The 19067-nt window shown below is 48.9% G+C and carries 20 protein-coding genes; 14 read left to right on the forward strand and 6 right to left on the reverse strand.

What is annotated here, in order from left to right; all coding sequences use genetic code 11:
• The first annotated feature begins 23 nt into the window (after positions 1-23).
• From argS to hslU, 4 genes are all read left to right on the forward strand, one after another.
• The gene (gene argS / locus DET62_RS06580) at positions 24-1766 is read left to right on the forward strand and encodes an arginine--tRNA ligase (RefSeq protein WP_110013480.1); all 1743 of its coding nucleotides are present in this window, start codon (positions 24-26) and stop codon (positions 1764-1766) included.
• Positions 1767-1772: 6 nt separating this feature from the next.
• Positions 1773-2339: an SPOR domain-containing protein gene (locus DET62_RS06585; RefSeq protein ID WP_034822763.1), complete on the forward strand. Its 567-nt coding sequence runs from the start codon at positions 1773-1775 to the stop codon at positions 2337-2339.
• Between the two features lie 83 nt (positions 2340-2422).
• On the forward strand, positions 2423-2980 hold the full coding sequence (hslV, locus tag DET62_RS06590; RefSeq protein WP_011235683.1) for an ATP-dependent protease subunit HslV: 558 nt from the start codon (positions 2423-2425) through the stop codon (positions 2978-2980).
• 1 nt (position 2981) lies between these two features.
• Positions 2982-4334, forward strand: coding sequence for an ATP-dependent protease ATPase subunit HslU (gene hslU, locus DET62_RS06595; protein ID WP_034822761.1), 1353 nt, complete (start codon positions 2982-2984; stop codon positions 4332-4334).
• 24 nt (positions 4335-4358) lie between these two features.
• Here the strand turns inward: hslU and DET62_RS06600 are convergent, their stop codons facing one another.
• Positions 4359-6431: a bifunctional diguanylate cyclase/phosphodiesterase gene (locus DET62_RS06600; RefSeq protein ID WP_110013479.1), complete on the reverse strand. Its 2073-nt coding sequence runs from the start codon at positions 6429-6431 to the stop codon at positions 4359-4361.
• A gap of 160 nt (positions 6432-6591) precedes the next feature.
• On the opposite strand from DET62_RS06600, the gene rraA reads away from it, so the two are divergent.
• Both rraA and DET62_RS06610 read left to right on the forward strand, forming a co-directional pair.
• Positions 6592-7077 carry a ribonuclease E activity regulator RraA gene (gene rraA / locus DET62_RS06605; protein ID WP_034822757.1) on the forward strand — a complete coding sequence of 162 codons (486 nt, stop codon included), beginning with the start codon at positions 6592-6594 and terminating at the stop codon, positions 7075-7077.
• Positions 7074-8123, forward strand: a complete 1050-nt coding sequence (locus DET62_RS06610) for a formimidoylglutamase (RefSeq protein ID WP_034822755.1) — start codon at positions 7074-7076, stop codon at positions 8121-8123. Before rraA ends, DET62_RS06610 begins: the two co-directional genes overlap by 4 nt.
• Here the strand turns inward: DET62_RS06610 and hutI are convergent.
• Complete coding sequence (hutI, locus tag DET62_RS06615; RefSeq protein ID WP_011235678.1) at positions 8074-9300, reverse strand: imidazolonepropionase; 1227 nt, start codon at positions 9298-9300, stop codon at positions 8074-8076. The genes DET62_RS06610 and hutI overlap by 50 nt on opposite strands.
• A gap of 123 nt (positions 9301-9423) precedes the next feature.
• Between hutI and hutC the strand changes: the two genes are divergently transcribed.
• From hutC to hutH, 3 genes are read left to right on the forward strand one after another with little or no spacing between them, the layout of a single operon-like run.
• The gene (hutC, locus tag DET62_RS06620; protein WP_011235677.1) at positions 9424-10125 is read left to right on the forward strand and encodes a histidine utilization repressor; all 702 of its coding nucleotides are present in this window, start codon (positions 9424-9426) and stop codon (positions 10123-10125) included.
• A gap of 3 nt (positions 10126-10128) precedes the next feature.
• Complete coding sequence (gene hutU, locus DET62_RS06625) at positions 10129-11805, forward strand: urocanate hydratase (RefSeq protein ID WP_034822753.1); 1677 nt, start codon at positions 10129-10131, stop codon at positions 11803-11805.
• A 9-nt stretch (positions 11806-11814) separates the two neighbouring features.
• Complete coding sequence (hutH, locus tag DET62_RS06630; RefSeq protein ID WP_011235675.1) at positions 11815-13350, forward strand: histidine ammonia-lyase; 1536 nt, start codon at positions 11815-11817, stop codon at positions 13348-13350.
• 9 nt (positions 13351-13359) lie between these two features.
• On the opposite strand, the gene DET62_RS06635 is transcribed toward hutH, so the two are convergent.
• Genes DET62_RS06635 through DET62_RS06645 form a run of 3 tightly spaced genes read right to left on the reverse strand, consistent with a single transcriptional unit; the run spans position 13360 to position 15615 of the window.
• Positions 13360-14262, reverse strand: coding sequence for a bifunctional GNAT family N-acetyltransferase/hotdog fold thioesterase (locus DET62_RS06635; RefSeq protein WP_011235674.1), 903 nt, complete (start codon positions 14260-14262; stop codon positions 13360-13362).
• 5 nt (positions 14263-14267) lie between these two features.
• A complete protein-coding gene (gene dtd, locus DET62_RS06640; RefSeq protein ID WP_011235673.1) occupies positions 14268-14705 on the reverse strand; it encodes a D-aminoacyl-tRNA deacylase in 438 nt (145 codons plus the stop codon).
• Between the two features lie 55 nt (positions 14706-14760).
• Positions 14761-15615, reverse strand: coding sequence for a virulence factor BrkB family protein (locus tag DET62_RS06645; RefSeq protein WP_011235672.1), 855 nt, complete (start codon positions 15613-15615; stop codon positions 14761-14763).
• Between the two features lie 69 nt (positions 15616-15684).
• Between DET62_RS06645 and DET62_RS06650 the strand changes: the two genes are divergently transcribed.
• The 5 genes from DET62_RS06650 (at position 15685) to DET62_RS06670 (ending at position 18400) form a co-directional block, all read left to right on the forward strand.
• Positions 15685-16407: an SDR family NAD(P)-dependent oxidoreductase gene (locus DET62_RS06650; RefSeq protein ID WP_011235671.1), complete on the forward strand. Its 723-nt coding sequence runs from the start codon at positions 15685-15687 to the stop codon at positions 16405-16407.
• A 69-nt stretch (positions 16408-16476) separates the two neighbouring features.
• On the forward strand, positions 16477-16716 hold the full coding sequence (locus DET62_RS06655) for a hypothetical protein (protein WP_011235670.1): 240 nt from the start codon (positions 16477-16479) through the stop codon (positions 16714-16716).
• Positions 16713-17363, forward strand: a complete 651-nt coding sequence (locus DET62_RS06660) for a DUF2959 domain-containing protein (protein ID WP_011235669.1) — start codon at positions 16713-16715, stop codon at positions 17361-17363. Before DET62_RS06655 ends, DET62_RS06660 begins: the two co-directional genes overlap by 4 nt.
• Positions 17364-17381: 18 nt before the next feature.
• Positions 17382-17900 carry an NAD(P)H-dependent oxidoreductase gene (locus tag DET62_RS06665; RefSeq protein WP_011235668.1) on the forward strand — a complete coding sequence of 173 codons (519 nt, stop codon included), beginning with the start codon at positions 17382-17384 and terminating at the stop codon, positions 17898-17900.
• Positions 17900-18400 (forward strand): MgtC/SapB family protein, encoded by a 501-nt coding sequence (locus DET62_RS06670; RefSeq protein WP_011235667.1) that lies wholly within the window; start codon positions 17900-17902, stop codon positions 18398-18400. The genes DET62_RS06665 and DET62_RS06670 overlap by 1 nt, the downstream gene beginning before the upstream one ends.
• Here DET62_RS06670 and DET62_RS06675 read toward each other — a convergent pair.
• Positions 18397-19011, reverse strand: coding sequence for a TetR family transcriptional regulator (locus DET62_RS06675; protein WP_011235666.1), 615 nt, complete (start codon positions 19009-19011; stop codon positions 18397-18399). The two genes, DET62_RS06670 and DET62_RS06675, sit on opposite strands and share 4 nt — an antisense overlap.
• Positions 19012-19067: the final 56 nt, after the last annotated feature.

Genomic DNA, 19067 nt, shown 5'->3' on the forward strand with positions numbered 1-19067 from the left:
TTTTCATACAGGTAGTCGCATTAATGAAAGAACAACTTGAACAGTTACTGGCCGAAGCCATTGGTCAACTTAAAACACAGGGAAAAATCCCTGCTGATCACCCAGTAAAGATTCAGTTGGATCGCCCCCGAGACAAATCACACGGTGACTTTGCGACAAACCTGGCATTGATGCTAGCCAAACCAGCAAAATCGAACCCACGTCAGCTGGCTGAAGCCATTGTCGAAGCGGTTCCGGAGAACTCCCTGTTGTCGAAAATGGATATTGCCGGGCCGGGCTTTATTAACTTCACCATTTCGCAGAACCAGTTGAAAGACCAGCTAACCGCGATGCTGAACAGCGACAGTCTGAACGTGGATGTGGCAGAAGAAAGCAAAACCATTGTTATTGACTACTCGTCGCCTAACCTGGCGAAAGAAATGCACGTAGGCCATTTGCGTTCTGCCATTATTGGCGACGCCGTGTCGCGCGTGTGTGAGTTTTTAGGGCATAAAGTCATTCGTCAGAACCACGTGGGCGACTGGGGCACGCAGTTCGGCATGCTTTTAGCGTACATGGAAGCGCTGGATAATCAGTCTGCTGAATATGAGCTGAGCAACCTGGAGACTTTCTATAAAGCCGCCAAGCAACGTTTTGACGAAAGCGAAGAGTTTGCTGACCGTGCACGTCAGCTAGTCGTAAAACTGCAGTCGGGCGACGAATACTGCCTGAAGCTGTGGAACCAGTTTATTGATGTGTCACTGAGCCATTGTCAGGACGTTTACGACCGTTTAGGCGTTAAACTGACTCGTGACGATGTGATGGCTGAAAGCGCCTACAACGACAAGTTACCGGGTGTTATTGAGCACCTGCGAGAAAAAGGCCTGTTGACTGAAGATCAGGGCGCACAATGCGTATTCCTTGAAGAATACAAAGGTAAAGAAGGTGAACCGCTGCCTATTATTGTGCAGAAAAAAGGCGGGGGCTATCTCTATGCCACCACCGATTTAGCCGCCATTGAATACCGTCAGAAACAGTTAGGTGGTGACCACCTGATGTACTTTGTGGATGCGCGTCAGTCGCTGCATTTCGACCAAATTTTTACGCTGGCACGCAAAGCCGGTTTTGTGGAAGGCGAGATACAGCTTGACCATTACGGTTTTGGTACCGTGATGGGCAAAGATGGCAAACCTTACAAGAGCCGTGACGGTGGTGTGACTAAGCTGGCTGATTTATTAGATGAAGCTGAACGTCGTGCACTAGAGCTACTGCAGCAGAAAACGACTGATTTAACAGATGAGCAGCAAAAACGCGTTGCTGAAGTGGTGGGTATTAGCTCGGTTAAGTACGCGGACTTATCAAAAAACCGTACCAGCGATTACATTTTCGACTGGAACCACATGCTGACTTTTGAAGGCAACACGGCACCTTACCTGCTTTATGCTTACACCCGTGTGAACAGTATTTTTGACCGTTTAGGCGACACAGCGTTTGACCGCAACGCCGACATTATTCTGGATGACGAACGCGAGCTGGCGCTGGCGAATCAGCTGGTGCGTTTTAACGAAGTGCTGCATCAGGTTCAGGATAAAGCCATGCCGCATTTCTTATGTGGTTTCCTGTTTGATTTGGCCGGTCGCTTCTCCAGTTTTTATGAAGCCTGCCCAATTTTGAATCAGGAAGACGAAGCCCTTCGTAACAGTCGTCTGAAGTTGTCGATGTTAACCGCCAACGTGCTGAAGCAAGGCCTGGAATTACTGGGTATTCCAACCCTGGAGAAGATGTAACGCACTATGGATTACGCGAATCGTAAGCCAAAACCGCCAAAACGTAAGCCGGCTAAGAAAAAGGGAACCAATAAAAAGCAGCAACGCGGTGCAAAACCCGTTGCTGAGCGTAAGCCGGTGCCCTGGTTCGTGGTCGCTGTTGCCATTGTCCTGATAGCATTTTTTACCTATATTCTGCTGCAAATTAACGGTAAATCTGAACAGGTTGAACAACCAAAGGTACAACCGCCACCGGCTGACTTATTGCCAGAGAAATCGGCTGAACGCTGGCGCTATATAGAAGAGCTAAAAAGTAAAGAGGTGGAAGTTGATGTGCCTGAACGCGAACTGGGTCCACCGAAACTGATGCAATGTGGCTCTTTCCGTCAGCAGGAAGACGCTGAAAGGTTACGTGCACAAATTGCGATGGCGGGGCTTGAATCTCAGGTACGCTCGACTGAAGGGAGCAATGGGCTTTGGTACCGGGTTATTCTGGGCCCTTATGAAACCAAACGAGATGCTGAAAGTGACCGTCATAAACTTCAACGCAATCAAGTGTTTGGTTGTGCTATCTGGAACTGGAATCTGGATTAATCGGCTGACACCATTGAAAAATACGATATAGACCCTCAAATACTTGTCATCGACGTCACTAAGACAAAAAAGAGGGTCTTGCTTTGACTACTATCGTATCTGTTCGCCGCGGCGATAAAGTTGTAATTGGCGGAGACGGCCAGGTTTCCTTAGGTAATACCGTAATGAAAGGTAATGCGCGTAAAGTGCGTCGCCTATACCACGATAAAGTGCTGGCAGGTTTTGCCGGCGGAACCGCAGACGCTTTCACACTGTTCGAACGTTTTGAATCCAAACTTGAACAACATCAGGGGAACCTGATGCGTGCGGCTGTGGAATTGGCAAAAGATTGGCGTACCGACCGTGCTTTGCGCCGACTGGAGGCATTGCTCGCGGTTGCTGATAAAGAAACGTCATTAATTATTACCGGTAATGGTGACGTTGTGCAGCCGGAGAATGACCTTATTGCGATTGGCTCGGGTGGGCCGTTTGCGCAGTCGGCAGCAAGAGCTTTGCTGGAAAATACCGACTTGAATGCCCGCGACATTGTGCAAAAAGCACTGACCATTGCAGGCGATATTTGCGTGTACACCAACGGCAACCAGACCATTGAAGAAGAAGAGTCTATTGCTGAAGACAAAACGAAGCAGGGGAAAAAATAAGATGTCTGAGATGACCCCAAGAGAAATTGTAGACGAATTAAACCGACATATTATTGGCCAGGATAAAGCAAAACGCGCTGTCGCCGTTGCTTTGCGTAATCGCTGGCGCCGGATGCAACTGGATGACGAGCTGCGTCAGGAAGTAACGCCTAAGAATATCTTAATGATAGGCCCTACCGGTGTGGGTAAAACGGAAATTGCCCGCCGCCTGGCGAAATTAGCGAGAGCGCCTTTCATTAAAGTTGAAGCGACTAAGTTCACAGAAGTGGGTTACGTGGGCAAAGAAATTGAATCCATTATTAAGGATTTAACCGACGTAGCGGTGAAACAAACGCGCGAAGAAATGATGCAAAAGGTACGTTACCGTGCTGAAGAAGCGGCGGAAGAGCGTATTCTGGATGTGCTGCTACCACCGGCGAAGCAGTCTTCTTCTGGTTGGGCTCAGCAACAGGAAGAGACGCCGGAAAATGATGACCAGCGTGGTACGCGTCAGGTATTCCGTAAGAAGTTACGTGAAGGCCAGCTGGACGACAAAGAAATTGAAATTGATTTAGCCATGCCGCAAATGGGTGTTGAAATTATGGCGCCGCCGGGTATGGAAGAAATGACGTCGCAGTTGCAGAACATGTTCCAGAACATGGGCAGCGATAAGACAAAAGCCCGCAAAATGCGCATTAAAGATGCTTACAAGCAGCTAGTCGAGGAAGAAGCGGCGAAATTGCTGAACCCCGACGAAGTAAAAGAAGCTGCTATTGAGTCGGTTGAGCAAAACGGCATTGTCTTTTTAGATGAAATTGACAAGATTTGTAAGCGTGGCGATACCAGCGGGCCAGATGTTTCCCGCGAAGGTGTGCAGCGCGACTTGCTGCCTTTGGTTGAAGGAACCACGGTGAATACCAAGCACGGTATGATAAAAACTGATCATATTCTGTTTATTGCCTCTGGTGCATTCCAGATGAGTAAGCCGTCAGACCTAATTCCTGAATTACAGGGGCGTTTGCCTATTCGGGTTGAGCTGGAAGCACTGACCAGTGGCGACTTCGTGCGTATTCTGACAGAGCCAAGTGCGTCGCTGACGACTCAGTACCATGCTCTGCTGAACACTGAAGGCGTTGAAGTGAGCTTTACTGAAGAAGGCATTCAGCGTATTGCCGAAGTGGCATTCCATGTAAACGAAACGACAGAAAACATTGGTGCGCGTCGCTTACATACGGTGCTGGAGCGTTTAATGGAAGAAATTTCCTTCCATGCTACTGACCACAGCGGTGAGAAACTGGTTGTTGATGCCGATTACGTGAATGAACATGTCGGTGAGCTATCGCAAGACGAAGACCTAAGCCGCTTTATCCTGTAAAAATACTCTGCAGAAATCGTAGAGCTAGAAAGCCGTTGCAAACTCTCCGGGTGGCAACGGCTTTTTGTCGCCTTGAATTTGGCGTTCAATCAACTGTTCAGCAAATTGCAGGCGCATTGGGGGTGAGTAAAAATAGCCCTGCATCATGTCGCAACCCAGCTTTTGCAACATGTCCTGCTGTTCTTGGGTTTCAATGCCCTCGGCAATAACGCGTTTACCCAGGCCATGAGACAAGCGGATCATGGCTTTTAAAATAGTGACATCGTTATTATTTTGCTGCAGTTCGCTGACAAAGCTGCGGTCTATTTTAATTTTGTTAATAGGTAATGAGCGAAGGTAAGCCAGGGAGGAGTGCCCGGTACCAAAGTCATCAATAGAAATACCAAAACCCATTTCCCGTAACCGCTGGATAACACTCATGCCGTTGTGTAAATCTGACATGGCCACGTTTTCGGTGATCTCAAGCTCTAGCCATTCGGGCGATATATTGTAGTCTTCCAGTAATCGCTGCATTTTTTCTATTAACTGAAAATGCTGAAATTGTGGCGCTGATAAATTCACCGCTATGGGCCAGCAGAGACCAAACTTTTGTTTCCAGGAAGCAAGGATAGCAGCCGCGTGGTTCAGTACCCAGTCATCCAGTTCGGTGGAAAGCCCCAATTGCTCGATATAAGGCAGAAATTCCGCCGGACTCAGCAGACCGCGTTCCGGGTGCTGCCAACGGATCAGGGCTTCAAAACCACAAAGCTGTTGATGGTCAAAGTCAAACTGCGGCTGAAGATACAGAGTGAACTCATTCTCTTGCATAGCGCGGCGTAAAATTGGCTCCATATCAACCAGATAGGAGTACATCTCATCCATACCCCGCTCATAAACGGTAACACTGGGCTGGTGTGACTGCTTTGCCTGAGTCAGCGCAATGGTTGCTTTATTGAGTAGAACTTCCGATCGACTGCCGTGCTGAGGGTAGCGTGCAATACCAATACCCGCGGCAATATTCAGCGTTTTTTCGCCCACTTCAATGGGGTTACTCAGTGTGTCCTGAAGTTCTGTAGCTAAATCTTTTATAAGACTGCGGCTTTTTAAATGATCAAAGGCAAGAGCAAAGACATCGCCACTGATACGGGATACCGCCAGAGGCTGTTTGCGAAAGTTTTGCAGGCGTCGCGCAATTTCTTTTAGCACCTGGTCACCACCGCGAATACCAATGTTTTCGTTAACCACTTTAAAGCGACTGACGCCAACAAGCATAATGGTTAATTGACGGTTGTTACTGCGGCAATACTCGATGAATAAAGGGATTTTACTGACTAGCTGGTCACGGTTAGAGACTCCGGTCAGCGCGTCATGGGTGTGCAGATACTCGGCTCTTTGGATGGCGCGAACTGCGGTATTGCGCTCAGATTCCAGCAACCAAATGATAATACCGACGATAATCGCCGCAATTATAATGATATTTAAAAGCGCCTGAAAGCTGAGAGCCCAGTCCACAGCGTTTCCGGGTAAAGAAAAAATAACGCTAAGTACGACTAAATTCTTAAAGCCGATACTGAAAAAGCCACCGGACACCAATTTGGGGCCGATACCGCTTCCTAATTTCCGCCACATAAGCAAGCTGATAGCGATTAACGCTACGCCAGTGACCAGAAACCGCATAAATCCGGCATTGGGCGTGTTACCCGCATCGCTTATGGTGGGATCTAGCCAAAAATAGGAAATAATACCGCCAACCAACGACACCCCATAAGCTATATATTGCCAGTAGTTTTGCGGTTTTTTATTAAAAGCGGCACAAGAGGCACCCAGGGCAATAAACGAAATGGCTAGGTACTGGCAGGTTAAAGCGACCCCTTGTAAACCACTGGACCAGCTAAGCGCAGACTCGGGCGCGACCATTGCGCTTCCGGCCAAAAAGGCTCTGATGATTTCTCCAGGACCAAATGCACAGCAGGCGAAAGCCCAGTAACCTAGATAATCGCGTTGATAGTATCTATGGTAATACATCAGTAAAGCGGCAAATCCGAGCAGAAAAACTGCCTGTATTGAATGCGCAAAGGTCTCTATAGCCAGACTGGTCATGAGGTCGAGCTGGGGCATGAAAATAGCAATTCACTTTATTATTATTATGGTTAGTTAGATTAAACGGGTTTTTATTCTATAATTCAAGGGTTTCGTTACCGCTATCAGGTTGCTTTTGTCCGCACCGGATAGCAGGTATACTGCCAGCTACTGCTATAGCAACGTCAGGAATACAATCATGGAATACAACACTTCAGAACTTTGCGATTTATACCCCGATATGGTCGATGTGGTTGAACCCATGTTTGAGTCTTACGGAGGCCGCAACTCTTTTGGTGGTAGTTTGGTTATTATCAAGTGCCATGAAGATAAAGGGCTTATTGAGGAAACCATTGCTGCCGACGGTGGTGGGAAGATTTTATTGATTGATGGTGGTGGCTCATCACGCCGTGCTCTGGTTGATGCAGCTATTGCTGAGCAAGCCATGGATAACGACTGGGAAGGCATTGTCTGTTACGGCGCCGTGCGCGAAGTTGACGCGCTGGAAGAGCTGGATATTGGGATTCTGGGTGTTGCTTCTATTCCGGTTGGCGCTATTAGCGAAGGCGTAGGTGAACTGAATGTGCCGGTAAACTTTGGCGGCGTAACCTTTTTGCCGGAAGACCACCTTTATATCGATACTACTGGCGTTATCTTGTCTCCGGAACCATTAGATATTGAATGATGAGTGACATCTCTTACTTAGAACTGACCGACCCGGCAAAATGGGTCACGGTACGTGAACAGGAAACTAAAATTGGCCAGGCCATTCGGGTGCTCTCTGAACAGGGCACTTACGAAGAAAGCCTGGCGGCAGCCTGGGAAGACGGCCAGCGTGTAGCATTAGTCGGTATTCCCGAGAGTATCGGTGTGCGAGCCAACCTTGGTCGCGCCGGTGCCGATGACGGCTGGCAGGCTTTTTTGAAAAGCTTCTTAAACCTGCAAAAAACGGGGTTACTTTCCACGCACGAGATGTTGTTGGTTGGAGCGGTTAATTGCGACGACTTAAACGAAAAGGCCGCTGAACTCGATGCTACAGACGCCCATGATCTGGCCACTTTACGTGAACTTTGCGCGCAGGTTGATGCCCGCGTCGAGAAAATTCTGACGCCGTTATTCGAGCAGGGTTTTGAGGTGATTGTTATTGGCGGGGGTCACAATAATGCGTATCCGCTGCTGAAGAGTTTGCATAAAGTGACAGAGGAAGCTTGTGGTGCGGTCAATTTAGACCCTCATGCAGACTTTCGTCCGCGCGAAGGCCGCCACTCCGGCAATGGCTTTAGTTACGCTTATATGGAAGGTGCGCTGGAGTTTTACCATATTGTTGGTTTGCATCAGGGCAAAAACTCTGCCAGTAGCCTGCGTCAGCTGCAAGACGCTGGCATGCGTTACCATACACTGCATCGCTTATATGAGCGTCCATTTGTTGAGGTGATGGACGAAGTGGTAGCAAAAGCCGTGTCCTGGCAGAGGCCGCTAGGTATTGAAGTTGATGTTGATGCATTAAATGCCGTACCAGCCAGCGCTGTAAACTATGTTGGTTTGAGTCTGGGGCAGGGTTTTCAGTACGTTAAGCGCTTAGCAGAGGTGAACGAAGCGCGTTATTTACACCTTGCCGAAGCCGCTCCTTCTTTGTGCAGTACCGGCTTCGACGAAGGCATGAAAATATGCGGACAGTTGCTTAGCGAGCTGACCACGGCTTACTTACACGGTCGTGAGCGACGCCGTTAAACCATAAGGTTTTTAACGGGTTCACACCAAACTGGTACGTGAGCTCAGCGGCGTCTTTGCAACTCCATAGTGCTAAATCTGCGTAACAGCCTTCTGCAATAACGCCGCGCTGGTTTTCGCCTAATGCTTTTGCTGCATTGACGGTAACGCCCCGCAGACACTCTTCCGGTGTCATGTGGAAAAAAGTCGCAGCCATTTGCAGCATTAACGGTAAGTTATGAATCGGTGATGAACCCGGGTTTGCATCGGTGGCAATAGCCATAGGCACCCCGTGTTTGCGCAGTAACTCAACTGGCGGTTTTTGCGTGTCGCGCAGGAAGTAAAATGCGCCGGGCAATAACACCGCCACCGTGCCATTTTCGGCCATGGCCTTAACACCTTCTTCATCCAGTTGCTCAAGATGATCAGCCGATAATGCCTGATAATCCGCGGCCAGCTTGGCACCTTTCTGGTTGGTGATTTGCTCGGCGTGAAGCTTAATTGGCAGTTCTAAGTCTTTTGCCGTTTTAAATACTTTTTCGGTTTGTGCCGGGCTAAATCCAATACTTTCACAAAAAGCATCAACCGCGTCGACCAGGCCTTCATTAGCCAGCGTTGGTAAAATGTTTTGGATAATTTCTTCAATATAGCCGTCGGCGTTATCCTTGAACTCAGGTGGCACTGCGTGTGCCGCCAGCAAAGTGGTTTTAATGTTCACCGGTAACTGTTCGGCTAACTGACGCGCTACGGTTAATTGTTTGCGCTCATTTTCCAGATCCAAGCCGTAACCGGACTTCACTTCTATGGTGGTAACTCCTTGTGACATGAGCGTTTCTGCGCGCTCTAACGCCAGTGTCAGTAACTCTTCTGCGGAGGCCTCGCGGGTGGCTTTAACCGTACTTTTGATACCGCCGCCCTGCTCAGCAATTTCCTGATAGCTGGCGCCATGCAGGCGTTGCGCGAATTCGTTAGCGCGGGATCCGGCCCATACCAGGTGAGTGTGGCAATCAATTAACCCGGGAGTCAGCAGACCACCGTTACCGTCAATGACTTCTGCAGTCGGGGTGGCGGGGGCGTCAAAAGCGGCACCCACAAATTCAATTTTGCCCTTATTAATAATGACTGTAGCGTCCTGGATAAGGCCATAACCCTTATCATCAGTCATTGTCGCTGCGTTGATATTTTCTATGCGTTGCATAACAGTCCTTTAAGGTTGGTTCTGATAAAAGAGTAGCAAAAGCTGCTTGTATATACAATTATTCTGAACTAGACTTTTAGCCTCAAAAACATCGAATCATGTCATTTACATGTTGGGGTCGGGATGAACAAGTTCTCAAAGATAAAACAGCATATTTATCTGAAGATAGAATCCGGTGAGTGGCCTGAAAACCACCCTGTCAGTTCAGAAAATGCCTTGTCGGCGCAGTTTTCTGTCAGTCGAATGACGGCAAGACGCGCGCTACAGGAACTGGCCGATGAGGGGCTGGTCATTCGGACTCAGGGCTCTGGTACCTACGTTGCGCCAATTAAATCGCAAACCTCGTTCATGGCCATTCGCAATATTGCCGATGAAGTGCGTTCACGTGGCCACGATTACCGCGCCAAAGTGCATATGCTGAAAGAACAACCCGCCTCGACTCAGGTAGCTGAAGCGCTGGAGCTGGAAGAAGGGAGCCCGGTATTTCATTCGCTAATCACTCACTATGAAAATGACTTGCCGGTGCAGCTGGAAGAACGTTTTGTTAACCCCAAACTGGTTCCCGATTATCTTAAGCAGGACTACAGCAAGGTAACCCCGCACGAATATTTGTGTGTGGTTAGTCCGCTCACCGAAGCCAGTCATCAAATTGAAGCTATTCTGCCGGTCAATACTCTCTGCCAATACTTAAGTATCGACCGTCACGAACCTTGTCTCAGAATTTTGCGCCGCACCTGGAGCTCAGGTGGCGTGGTGACTTTCGCCACGCTGACCCATCCGGGCTCCCGCTTTAAGTTAGGCGGCCATTTAACCTTTAAGGAGTAAGTCATGTCATTCACCCGTTTGGATAAAAGCCGCAAAATTAGCGCCCCTCATGGAACCGAGCTAACCACCTGCAACTGGCAGGTGGAAGCTGCAAAGCGGATGCTGATGAACAATCTGGATGATGAAGTGGCGGAACACCCACAGGCGCTGGTTGTATACGGTGGCATTGGTCGTGCAGCGCGCAGCTGGGAATGCTATGACAAAATTATTGAAACTTTAGAGCGCCTGAAACCAAACGAATCCCTGTTGATTCAGTCAGGTAAACCAGTGGGTGTGTTTCCTACCCATGAAGATGCGCCGCGAGTATTGATTGCGAACTCTAACCTGGTACCGGAATGGGCTAACTGGGAACACTTTAACGAGCTCGATAAAAAAGGCCTGATGATGTACGGCCAGATGACCGCAGGCTCCTGGATTTACATTGGTTCACAAGGCATTGTGCAGGGCACTTACGAAACCTTTGGTTCGGTTTCGCGTCAACACTTTAACGGTGACGCAAAAGGTAAGTGGGTACTTACTGGTGGCCTTGGTGGCATGGGTGGAGCTCAGCCATTAGCGGCAACCATGGCCGGTTTTTGTATGTTGGCTGTTGAATGTGACGAGTCACGTATCGATTTTCGCCTGCGTACCGGCTATGTGGACCATAAAGCTACTAACTTAGACGATGCGTTAAAACTGATTAATGATGCGATGGCAAAAGGCGAAGCCATTTCAGTGGGCTTACTGGGTAATGCCGCTGACGTTTATTCGGAATTGCAGCAGCAAGGCGTGACGCCGGACGTAGTGACTGACCAGACCTCAGCCCACGACCCTCTGCATGGTTATTTGCCACAGGGTTGGACACTGGAAGAATACAAAGCGAAGCAGGAAAGCGATGCCACTGGTACGGTAAATGCTGCGAAAGAATCTATGGCGGTGCAGGTGCGCGCTATGTTGCACTTCCAGAAAGAAGGCGCGGCAGTACTGGATTACGGTAACAACATTCGCCAGATGGCCAAAGACGTAGGTGTTGATAACGCCTTTGACTTCCCGGGCTTTGTGCCGGCTTATATTCGTCCGCTGTTCTGTGAAGGTATTGGCCCATTCCGTTGGGTTGCGCTTTCGGGTGACCCGGAAGACATCTACAAAACCGACGAGAAAGTGAAAGAGCTGATTCCGGATAACGAGCACTTACACAACTGGCTGGACATGGCTAAAGAACGCATTAGCTTCCAGGGCCTGCCGTCACGTATTTGCTGGATTGGCCTTAAAGACCGGGCCCGCATTGCCCGCGCGTTTAACGACATGGTTAAAAGCGGCGAGCTGAAAGCGCCGGTTGTTATCGGCCGTGACCACTTGGATTCTGGCTCAGTTGCCAGCCCTAACCGTGAAACCGAAGCGATGCAGGACGGATCTGACGCGGTATCGGACTGGCCTCTGCTGAATGCTTTGCTGAATACAGCAGGCGGCGCGACCTGGGTCAGCCTGCACCACGGTGGTGGCGTTGGCATGGGTTACTCACAGCACGCCGGTGTGGTGATTGTAGCCGACGGTACCGAAGAAGCTGACAAGCGGTTAGGCCGGGTGCTGTGGAACGACCCGGGTACGGGCGTTATGCGCCACGCTGATGCCGGATACGATATTGCGAAAAACTGCGCCCGTGAACAAGGGCTTGATTTACCTATGCTGGATACGAAGTAAGGAGGTTGCATGAGTCATTTTGAATTACAGCCAGGACAATTGCAGTTAAGTGAACTGCGCGACTGGTTTTATCAGCATCAGACACTAAAGCTATCTGATGAAGCTAAGGACAACATTGCGACTTCGGCGAAAACCGTTGCAGATGTACTTGAGCAAGGGCGAGTAGTTTACGGTATTAATACCGGTTTTGGGCTGCTGGCGAATACCCGTATTCCACCTGAGCGCTTGACTGATCTCCAGCGTCGTATTGTGTTATCGCACGCTGCGGGAACCGGCGATTTAATGGAAGACTCCGTTGTGCGTCTAATGCTGCTACTGAAAATTAACTCTCTGTCGCGCGGGTTTTCTGGCGTACGGCAAGTGTTGGTTGATGCGCTGATCAAGCTATTGAACGCCGAAGTGTACCCCTGCATTCCGGAAAAAGGGTCTGTGGGCGCATCCGGTGATTTAGCGCCGTTAGCGCACATGGTATTGCCATTAGTGGGTGAAGGTACGGTTCGTCACAACGGAAAGGTGCTAAACGCTGAGGAAGGTCTGAAAATAGCGGGTATTGAGCCGTTTGAGTTGGCACCGAAAGAAGGTCTGGCTTTACTGAACGGCACTCAAGCATCGACTGCGTTAGCTCTAGCCGGACTGTTCCGCATTGAGCGTAATTTCCATGCCGCCATTGTGGTGGGTGCGACTTCTGTGGAAGCCGCTATGGGCTCGCGTGCGCCGTTTGATGAACGTGTTCACGCAGTACGCGGCCAACCGGGGCAGATTAAAGCCGCCGAAATGCTTCGTCACGTGCTGACCGACAGTTCTGAAATTGCTAAAGACCACGAGAATTGCGAAAAAGTGCAGGACCCGTATTCTCTGCGTTGTCAGCCTCAGGTAATGGGTGCGGTGTTAGACCAAATTGAGCATGCCTCGGGTATTTTAGTGCGCGAAGCCAACGGAGTTACTGACAACCCACTGGTGTTCAGCGAAGAGCAGGACATTATTTCCGGTGGTAACTTCCACGCAGAGCCTGTCGCTATGGCAGCCGATATTCTGGCCATTGCTGCCAGCGAAATTGGTGCCTTGTCAGAGCGTCGTAGTGCCCTGCTCATAGACAGCCATTTAAGCAAGTTACCGGCGTTTTTGGTCAATGACGGCGGAGTTAACTCGGGCTTTATGCTGGCACAAGTTACCGCTGCGGCATTGGCGTCAGAGAATAAAACCCTGGCGCATCCGGCGTCTGTGGACAGTCTGCCAACGTCTGCCAACCAGGAAGACCATGTGTCTATGGCAACCTTTGCGGCGCGTCGGTTAACGGATATCGCTAAAAACGTCAGTGACATTATTGCGATTGAGTGGTTAGAAGCCGCACAAGGACTGGATTTCCGTCGCCCGTTGAAAGGTGCTGCTGCGGTTGAAACGGCGTTTAACTGTTTGCGTGAGCAAGTGGCGTACTATGCTGAAGACCGCTTCTTCGCGCCGGATATTAAAGCGGCTAGTGACCTGATTCAAAATGGTGAGCTGGCGGCAGTGGTGAAACTACCGCATATTTTGTCTGAAGTTTAATTCTGCGGGCTAGTCCCGTTTTGCCAGAACCACAAAGCGGCCGGTAAATTCTGCTACCGGCTGCTCTTCATCCAGTATCTGAGCCTTAATCGTTAAACGCGCATTTTTTCCTTGTTTTAACGCGGAAAAGTCACCGGTAACGTCGCTCAAACGCGCTATTGCCCGGGGTTCCTGGGTAACTGGCTTGTGATAGTGAATGTTACCATCGCCTAATACCACGGCTCCTTCCAGTTCCCGCTCTAACAGCTGTAAATGCAGCAATCCCCAGCAGGTTAAGGTACCCAGTGAGTAAATGCTGCCGGCAAACATGGTGCCGTGCACATTAATGTTTCGCGAGAGTACCGCGCGGGTTTCGAATACGCGACCGGTATACTGATGGATTTTAATGCCCATGGCGTCGGAAATAGGTATGTCTTCCTGCCAGGTTTTCTGTAGCTCGGTACACCACTCAGGCCGATAAATAATGCGGTTGTACTCAGTGAAGGACTTGCGTAAATGGTGTTCTGCCATGGGGTTATTTACGGTATCGGCTTCTTCCGCTACGTCGTAACCACACTTTTTATAAAAGCCAATGGTGTTGTCGCGTGAGTTGATCACCACATGCGTTGCGCCTTCTTTGCGCGCAGCAAGCTCAAGAGCGTAGATAATAGCGACCCCATGCCCTTCCCCCCGGTATTCAGGAGCAACCGCCATAAAGCGTATTTGAGCTTCTTCCGGGCTGTTAAAGTGAAGCCGGCCAACCGCAACGGGTTCCTCTGCTTCATTGACTACCATTCGGTGATGACCAACTTGATCGTATTCGTCTTGTTCAGAGCCTAAAGGGCGTTGAAAAGGCTCGCGCAGAACCCGCCAGCGAAGGTAGTAATAACGCTCGAGTTGTTCGTCTGTTTCCGGAGTAATAACGCGATACATAGGTGTTATACCTTCAATTCAAATGTGACCGGGCCGTCATTGACCAACTCAACCTGCATATCTGCTGCAAAGCGCCCGGTTTTTACCGGCAAGCCTTGCGCAGCCATTTGCTCACAAAAAACCTGATACAAATGCTGTGCCTGGTCGGGCGTTGCCGCTGAAGAAAAGCTGGGACGCCGTCCTTTACGAGTATCGGCCGCTAAGGTGAATTGAGAAACCACCAAAACTTCGCCCTGCGCATCGATAACACTATTATTCATTTTGTCTTCAACGTCACTAAACACGCGATAATTGGCTATGCGCTGAGCTAATTTGGCAGCACTGGCTTCGTCGTCTTTGTGTTCAACACCTAATAAGATTAACAGCCCGGGCCCGATAGAACCGACCAGTTCATCGGCAACAGTGACTTTGGCACGGCTAACGCGCTGAATGAGTCCGATCATGAGTACATACCTTTCAAAAACAGAACGGCTATGGTCGGCGAAAATGCAAAGCAGGTCAATCAGACTTCGGCTCAGGCTGCTGTAACTGGTACTCCTCTAAACTGACGGTTAAAACCGCACCAATGAGTACAATTAACCATGACAGATATATCCATACGATAAGAATTGGGATGGTTGCCAGTGCGCCGTAAATGGCCTGATAAGTCGGGAAAAAAGTAATGTACAGTGAAAACAGTTGTTTACTCAGCTCGAACAGAAGCGCGGCAATAACCGCCCCAAAGGCCGCGTAGCGGAATTTAACCTGACGGTTAGGCACTAACTGATACATGAGCACAAAGAATACAAAGGAGGTCACAATGGGTACGAACCACAAGACAAAGCTTTGTATGCCGGAAACATATTCATCAGCAAACTGGCTGAGCGACATCAAGTAAGAGGTTGCAGCCAAGCCCGATCCAATAAGCACCGGACCTAGGGTAAGTAGCATCCAGTAAACAGCAAAAGAAACCAACCAATGTCTGCTGCTGGAATCCCGCCATATGCTGTTCAATGCTTTATCGATGGCTGACATGAGCATAATGGCGACAATAAACAGGAAACCGACGCCAATTGCAGTCATTTTGGAGGCATTAGTCACAAACTCGTTAAGATATTCTTCCAGTTGTTCACCGGAAGTGGGTAAGAGATTCGCAAAAAGTGCCTGCTCAAGATTCTCTTTCAGCTCATCAAACATTGGAAATGCTGAGAAAACCGTAAACATAACGACTAGAAGGGGTACCAGCGACAGCATGCTGACGTAGGTCAGGTGACCGGCGGTGATATTGGTATTGTCGCTATTAAACCTTTGCCCAAAGTACTTTAGAAAGCCTAAGGTGTGGTTGAAATACGATTTCCATTCAATTTGCTTCATGGTGTATTGAGCTAATCCAGTTTTATTCACGTAGGGAAGTAATAACTATCATGATAGAGAGTCGTGCAAATGGCAATGGTGGTATTAGGTGCTGGCGGCGGATTAGGTCGGGCCATCACTCTGGAATTAAGCAAGCAATATCCCGATGAGAGGATATTCGCGTTGTCGCGGCAGCCTGAGGTGCCGGAAACAGACTCGTCAGATGTAACTTATTGCCGAATAGAAGACTACGATGAGAAAGCACTGGGCGCCTGGGTTAGTGAGTTTAAAAATAACGGTGAACAGTTAAGTGGCGTCGTCTCAACCATAGGTATGTTGCATGACGAAGAAACCTTTCCGGAGAAAAAGTTGACCGATATTACGGCAGACAACTTGAATAAGTTATTTTCCGTTAACGCAGTGAAACCCATGCTGGCGCTTAAGGCGTTTTTGCCAATTCTTGACAGAAAGAAGACCCGCTTTTGGGTACAGTTGTCAGCGAAAGTCGGCAGTATTGAGGATAACTATTTAGGCGGCTGGTACGCCTACCGCTCAAGCAAGGCCGGGTTAAATATGCTGTTGAAAACGGCGTCAATAGAGTTAAAGCGTACTCATAAAAACCTGATCGTGGCGGCAATACATCCGGGGACAACGGACACTCGTTTGTCTGAACCTTTTCAGGAGCGAATATCCACCGACAAACTGTATTCGCCTGAACTCTCTGCAGAGCGGATTGTGGCTGTAGTGAAAAACTTAAAACCGGAAAATACCGGAGCGTTATGGCATTGGGATGGTAGTCGTTTACCTTACTGATTTAGTTTGCTTTTTCTAAAGTAATGGCTCTTAATTGGTAAGCTGCATGTTAAGTGCAAGGAGAACACAATGTTGTATATTTTAGCTATTTTACTTCCCCCCGTCGCTATTTTACTGACGGGTAAAATTTTTCAGGCGATATTTAATGCGGTTATCGCTATTGTCGGCGTAGTACTTTTTATTGTCTCGCTTGGTGCGCTGGGAGCTCTTTATATTATCGCTATTCTTCACGCCATTATTGCGGTGCATGGTTATCACCGTGACAAACGCGACGAACGTATTATTAAAGCTGCACGAGGTGACAAATGAGAAAATGGACATTGCCGTTGGTAACGGTCTTCATGCTGTCAGCATGTCAAAGTGCTTACTATGGCACTATGGAAAAATTTGGCGTAGAAAAGCGCGATATTTTAGTCGATAGAGTGGATGATGCACGTGACTCACAAACCGATGCTCAGGAAGAGTTCCGTTCTGCATTAGAGCGTCTGGACGCTATGCTAAACATTGATGGTGGTAATCTGGAAAAGCAATATAACGCGCTGCTTGATGATTACGAAGACAGTAAATCTGCAGCAGAGAGCGTTCGTAGCCGTATCGACGAAGTTGACGAAGTAGCTAATGACTTATTCGACGAATGGAGCGAAGAGCTGGGTGAATACAGTAACGACACTATGCGTCGCGAAAGTGAGCGACAGTTACGCCAGACGGAACGCCGTTATGCCGAGTTGCTGAGGGTGATGGAGCGCGCGGCAGATAAGATGCAGCCGGTGCTGGATAAAATGCAGGATAACGTGCTTTATCTGAAACATAACCTGAATGCTAAGGCCATTGATGCTATTCGCGGTGAGTTTGGTAATCTGCAGAATGATATTTCCGCATTAATTAAAGACATGGAAGCGGCGGTAAGTGAGTCAAACCGCTTTATTGAAGCAATGAAGAGTTCTCAATCCGAATAATCAGGAGATAGTAATCGTATGACCGTTGTATTCATTGGTGGTAGCCGTCGTAAAGACTCGCTTAATGCCAAACTCAAACATCGTTTGGCTGAAGTTGCAGATAAGCATGGCATTCGACATGACATCGTTGATGCCGATGCGCTGGACGCGCCGATCTACCATGGCGACTTAGAGGCCGCAGATGGTGTTCCCGAGTCGATGAAAAAGTTGGCTGAAAAGATTCAGTCAGCCTCAAAAGTGGTTTTAGTCAGCCCTGAATATAATTCGTCGGTCTCTCCACTGATAAAAAATGCGATTGACTGGGTGTCGCGGGTTGAGACGCAGGCCTGGGCCGGTAAAACGGTATTATTGGCTGCTGCTTCACCCGGGGGGTTAGGGGGCATTCGGGGGCTAAGCCACTTGCGGGACATTCTTGGCAATGTGAAGGCATGGACTGCGCCGTTGTTTGCCTGCTGTCCGAATGCCAATGACGAAAGCATTGCGGCAATGGATGAAAGTTTTCTTAAGCAATTTTTAGAGCAAGGAGAGGCCAGCTAGTGATTGACTGGCAAGTTGTTCAGGAACTGGGTCCTTACTCATGGAATGGCATCGGCACTGCCCTGCTCTGTGGTGCCATTGTCGGGCTCGAGCGACAGGTTAGAGGCAAACCGGTTGGTATAAGGACCGCTGCACTTATCATCTTAGGTACCTATCTATTTTTAACTGGTGGCTCCTCGGTTGTCAGTCAGGGCGGCGATCCATCCCGCGTCATTGGACAAATTATTACCGGCATTGGCTTTCTTGGTGCAGGCGTTATGTTGGCTCGGGACGGTGTTGTAGTTGGTGTCACATCGGCGGCGACAATCTGGGCCCTGGCGGCAATTGGCATTGCAGTCGGTCTTGGTATGTACGGGGTTAGTATTGTGTTGTCGATGGTAATTGTTGGTGTATTGCTTGGTGTCGACTTACTGGAAGATACTTTTCAATCTTTGACCCGCGGCGTGCACCGAAAATACAATGGCTGGCGCCGCGGACGTGCAGACAGCAACGAGCCTTAGCGTGCTAACCCGTTAATATAGCTATCGATAGCCTGGTTGCCGTACTCCACTAAAGGAAAGTAATCCGGAGCAAGCAGCCAGTTATAAATAAGGCCGTCCACTAATGAAAACAAGCCAATAACCGCAACCCTGGGGCTAGCTTTTGAGGACAACTGACCTTTTTGGATAGCTGATTCAAACAACTTTTCGACTTCACAAATGCATTCGTTACGACCGCTAACATGCCGTAATTTTATAGGATTTACTTCGTCAATGTACTCGCACTTGTGAAGAAGGATGCTGGCAATAGAACGTACCTGGGGCTCATTTTGAACGCGAGCTAAAAATTCTTTAGAGCGGGCTTTTACTTCTTCTAAGGCATCGAATTCTAAACTCTCGGCTATTTGTTCCCGCATTTCATCGATCGGAAGAGAAATTCTTCCCATTAACGATTCAATGAGATCCATTTTATTTTCAAAATGGTGATAGATAGCACCGCGAGTGACACCCGCTTTTTCAGCCACTTGCATCATCGACGTTTGAGTCACACCATTCTCGCTGAATAAAGCCTCAGCAGCGTCTAATAACTTGGCGCGGGTCTCCATTGCGTCTTCTTTTGTGCGTCGAACCATGTTCGGCTCCTATTTCTTAACATCCGTTCATTATTATAGCGGCTTTTGCCTAATCA

This window comes from Idiomarina sp. H2 (assembly GCF_004364275.1).
GTDB classification, from domain to species: Bacteria; Pseudomonadota; Gammaproteobacteria; order Enterobacterales; family Alteromonadaceae; genus Idiomarina; species Idiomarina loihiensis.

Excerpts from the sequence above, each read along its gene's own strand:
- DET62_RS06660 (WP_011235669.1), top strand. The coding sequence starts at position 16,713 with ATGAGAAAATGGACATTGCCGTTGGTAACGGTCTTCATGCTGTCAGCA.
- dtd (WP_011235673.1), bottom strand. The coding sequence starts at position 14,705 with ATGATCGGACTCATTCAGCGCGTTAGCCGTGCCAAAGTCACTGTTGCC.
- DET62_RS06665 (WP_011235668.1), top strand. The coding sequence starts at position 17,382 with ATGACCGTTGTATTCATTGGTGGTAGCCGTCGTAAAGACTCGCTTAAT.
- DET62_RS06645 (WP_011235672.1), bottom strand. The coding sequence starts at position 15,615 with ATGAAGCAAATTGAATGGAAATCGTATTTCAACCACACCTTAGGCTTT.
- DET62_RS06655 (WP_011235670.1), top strand. The coding sequence starts at position 16,477 with ATGTTGTATATTTTAGCTATTTTACTTCCCCCCGTCGCTATTTTACTG.
- hutU (WP_034822753.1), top strand. The coding sequence starts at position 10,129 with ATGTCATTCACCCGTTTGGATAAAAGCCGCAAAATTAGCGCCCCTCAT.
- DET62_RS06600 (WP_110013479.1), bottom strand. The coding sequence starts at position 6,431 with ATGCCCCAGCTCGACCTCATGACCAGTCTGGCTATAGAGACCTTTGCG.
- hutI (WP_011235678.1), bottom strand. The coding sequence starts at position 9,300 with ATGCAACGCATAGAAAATATCAACGCAGCGACAATGACTGATGATAAG.
- rraA (WP_034822757.1), top strand. The coding sequence starts at position 6,592 with ATGGAATACAACACTTCAGAACTTTGCGATTTATACCCCGATATGGTC.
- DET62_RS06635 (WP_011235674.1), bottom strand. The coding sequence starts at position 14,262 with ATGTATCGCGTTATTACTCCGGAAACAGACGAACAACTCGAGCGTTAT.
- DET62_RS06585 (WP_034822763.1), top strand. The coding sequence starts at position 1,773 with ATGGATTACGCGAATCGTAAGCCAAAACCGCCAAAACGTAAGCCGGCT.
- DET62_RS06650 (WP_011235671.1), top strand. The coding sequence starts at position 15,685 with ATGGCAATGGTGGTATTAGGTGCTGGCGGCGGATTAGGTCGGGCCATC.
- DET62_RS06675 (WP_011235666.1), bottom strand. The coding sequence starts at position 19,011 with ATGGTTCGACGCACAAAAGAAGACGCAATGGAGACCCGCGCCAAGTTA.
- argS (WP_110013480.1), top strand. The coding sequence starts at position 24 with ATGAAAGAACAACTTGAACAGTTACTGGCCGAAGCCATTGGTCAACTT.
- hutH (WP_011235675.1), top strand. The coding sequence starts at position 11,815 with ATGAGTCATTTTGAATTACAGCCAGGACAATTGCAGTTAAGTGAACTG.
- hslU (WP_034822761.1), top strand. The coding sequence starts at position 2,982 with ATGTCTGAGATGACCCCAAGAGAAATTGTAGACGAATTAAACCGACAT.
- hutC (WP_011235677.1), top strand. The coding sequence starts at position 9,424 with ATGAACAAGTTCTCAAAGATAAAACAGCATATTTATCTGAAGATAGAA.
- DET62_RS06610 (WP_034822755.1), top strand. The coding sequence starts at position 7,074 with ATGATGAGTGACATCTCTTACTTAGAACTGACCGACCCGGCAAAATGG.